General features: G+C 47.6%; 3 protein-coding genes. All 3 read left to right on the top strand.

What is annotated here, in order from left to right; genetic code table 11:
- Nucleotides 1-343 (top strand): type B 50S ribosomal protein L31 (locus tag B7X71_RS14110; RefSeq protein ID WP_293599088.1); only part of this gene is annotated, 343 nt, incomplete at its 5' end.
- 104 nt (nt 344-447) lie between these two features.
- The gene (locus tag B7X71_RS14115; RefSeq protein ID WP_293599089.1) at nt 448-2,175 is read left to right on the top strand and encodes a hypothetical protein; all 1,728 of its coding nucleotides are present in this window, start codon (nt 448-450) and stop codon (nt 2,173-2,175) included.
- Nucleotides 2,176-2,178: 3 nt separating this feature from the next.
- On the top strand, nt 2,179-3,251 hold a 1,073-nt coding region (locus tag B7X71_RS14120), incomplete at its 3' end, for an MATE family efflux transporter (RefSeq protein ID WP_293601073.1).

The raw sequence follows: 3,251 nt of genomic DNA on the forward strand, positions 1-3,251 counted from the left end.
GAAACCTGGCATTCACCCCGAATATCGTGAAATCGTCTTTGTAGACGTTTCTAATAACTTCAGCTTCAAGACTCGCTCCACTATGTCTACTAAAGAGACAATCAAGTGGGAAGATGGCAATGAGTATCCATTGGCCAAGATCGAGACTTCATCTGAGTCACACCCTTTCTACACTGGCACCCAGAAGATTATGGATACTGCCGGTCGTGTTGAGAAATTCCGTCAGAAATTCGGTACTAAAGCTGTTGCTAAAGCAACTGGCGATGGCGCTGCTAAAACAGCTGAGAAAAAAGCTGCCGCTGCAGAAGCTAAAGCTGCTGAAAAGCCAGCTAAGAAGAAGTAATAGACTTACTCTACAAAGGGGTTGGGGTTTGGATATTCAGTATTCACCCTCCCCTGCGAGATAATCAAGGCAGCGTTTGCTGCCTTTTTTATTGCTAGTTTTCTATGGTCAAACTCACTGCCGCTGCTACCACCTCCATTCCACGCATCATTATTTTTGCGTTGACTTTGGTCTATGGTTTTGCCGGTCTTTTTGCACGCGATCCCTGGAAGAATGAAGACGCCATCGGATTTGGTGGCATGTGGACTTTGCAAAGTGGCAAAGCACTCGATTGGATTGTTCCGCATCTTGCAGGACGCGATGTTTCTCTGGGCGCACCCTTTCCTTACTGGCTAGGTGCCACCCTCATGGATCTCTTTGGTCCCTGGATTGGAATGGCCAATGCTGCACGTCTCTATGCAGCAATCTGCTTCTTCGCTGCTGCTCTCGCTATTTGGTATGCGACTTACCTATTAGGTCGCCGTCAAGAAGTTCAGCCCATGGTCTTAGCAGTGGGTGGTCAGCCTGGTCGTAAAAACTATGGAATGACTTTAGCTGATGGTGCGCTATTGATATTCTTGGCTTGCGTCGGTCTTGCACAACGTGCACATGAGACCACACCAATGATGGCCCAACTGATGGGCATCAGCATTGTCTTATATGGCACAGTGCGTGGTTTAGATAAGCCTTGGCAAGGTGGCTTATGGACTGGTCTTGGCATTGCGATTGTTGTACTCTCTAGTAATCTCACGCTTAGCTTAATTGTTGTCAGCTCCACCATCATTGCGGTGATTGCGAGTAATGCGAAATTACGCTTTCGTTGGACTTTAACTAGTACAGTTTTAGGCTTGATTGGTTTTGCGATTTGGCCCGCGCTTTGGTACCTAGGTAACATCACTCCAGAGTGGCGTCATATCGCTGAAGAGGGCTGGCGCAATATGCCAGAGATGCGCGCAACGCCTTCCATTGAATCCCTCGGATTTTTGAGTGTTAACTTCTGGGCTTACGCTTGGCCAGTTTGGCCGCTAGCGATCATCTCTCTTGCCCACTGGGGTCGAGTCAAAGAGGCAGGCCAATGGCGTGCGCCGCATCTGTGCATTCCGCTAAGTGTATTTATTGGTTGCTTGATTTATGTTCTCTTCCGCCTTGAGGCGAATGAACATGATCTCATCATTTTGATTCCGAGCCTGTCGATCATTGCTGCATTTAGCTTACCAATACTCAAGCGTAACCTCATTAGCTTTATCGATTGGTTTGCGATGTTTAGCTTCACCATGATCGCTTTGGCCATTTGGATTATTTGGCTTGCAAAAGTGACTGGCTTCCCTAAATCGACAGCTGCCAATTTAGCAAGACTCCTGCCAGGCTTTCAGGCGCAGTTTGATTACTTTGGTTTTGTGATTGCCCTGATTATTACTGGTGTGTGGTTAGCGATTGTGCGCTGGAGAACATCGCGCGCTCCAAAAGAAATCTGGCGCTGCCTGATTATCTCTGCGTCTGGAACCACCTTGATGTGGGTCTTATTGATGACGCTTTGGTTGCCAACAATTAACTATGCCAAGACCTATCGCGATGTATCTGATCGTCTGGTGCAAATGATTGCCAACACACCAGGGTGTATCGATACAAGTAATCTAGGTCCCGCACAGTTAGCTTCGTTTAATTACTTCACCAAACTACCACTACGAGATGACCCTAGCTGCAATCTGATGCTGACTCATAGCTCTTCAGAGGCTAAGGCTTACGCTAGCCTCAACAAAAAGAAAATAGAATTACTTTGGGAAGATCGCCGCGCATCTGACCGAGATGAGCGCCTGCGCCTCTATCAAATTACCCCTGCTGGTAAAGAATAAAACGTGCTGCACTTTAAATTATCGCGTTTGCGCGAGGATATTCCCTCTCTACTAAAACTCGCTGGTCCCCTACTGATTGGTCAGCTTGCAGTCATTACCTTTGGTGTTTTAGATACCGCTATGACTGCACGCTACTCCGCTGATGACTTGGCTGCCTTGGCAATGGCCTCCGCCATCTTTATCAGCATCTATGTTGGCCTAACTGGCGTCATCTCTGCCCTCGCCCCAATTGCTGGACAACTCTTTGGTGCAAAGCGTTATGGAGAGATTGGTGAAGAAGTGCGTCAAGCCACTTGGCTAGCAGTAGGTCTGACTGTATTGGGTGGCGCCATTCTGCTCAATGCCGATCTTCTTCTGCAAATCTCCCAAGTCACACCAGATATTGAAGGCAAGGCGAAGTTGTACCTCAATATTCTTGCTATTGGCTTACCAGCAAGCATGGCAATGCGGGTTCTCATGGCACTACACAATGCCGTCTCCAGGCCAGCAGTCATTACCGTGGTGCAACTGATTGGCTTAGGCTTAAAGCTCCCGCTCAATCTCCTATTTATTTATGGTGGACTGGGCATTGAAGGTATGGGTGGCCCAGGTTGCGCAGTTGCTACCGTCATCATCAATTGGTTCTGGCTCATCATCACCCTGGGCTTTGTTCTCTTTGATGGCTTTTACAGACCATTTAAGATCTTTGCACGCTTTAGCTGGCCCGACTGGCATCGCATCTGGACGCTCTTGAAATTGGGTGCGCCTATTGGCTTTAGCTATTTGATTGAAGTAACCTCATTTACTTTCATGTCACTCTTTATTGCGCGGCTAGGCACTACTGCTTTAGCTGGCCACCAAATTGTGGCCAATATGGGAACCGTAATCTATATGGTGCCACTATCTCTGTCGATTGCGACAATGACCCTGGTCTCTCAATCGATTGGCGCAGACAAACAAGAACGTGCTGAGGAAATTGGATGGTCCTCAGTATTCTTCACAACCACTTTGTGTGTTGTGATTGGTATCGCAGTCTGGATTTTTAGAGTGCAGCTTTTGGAGTTATATGACCCACCAGAAGAAGTGAAATTATTCTC

The sequence above is a fragment of the Polynucleobacter sp. 39-46-10 genome (genome assembly GCF_002282275.1).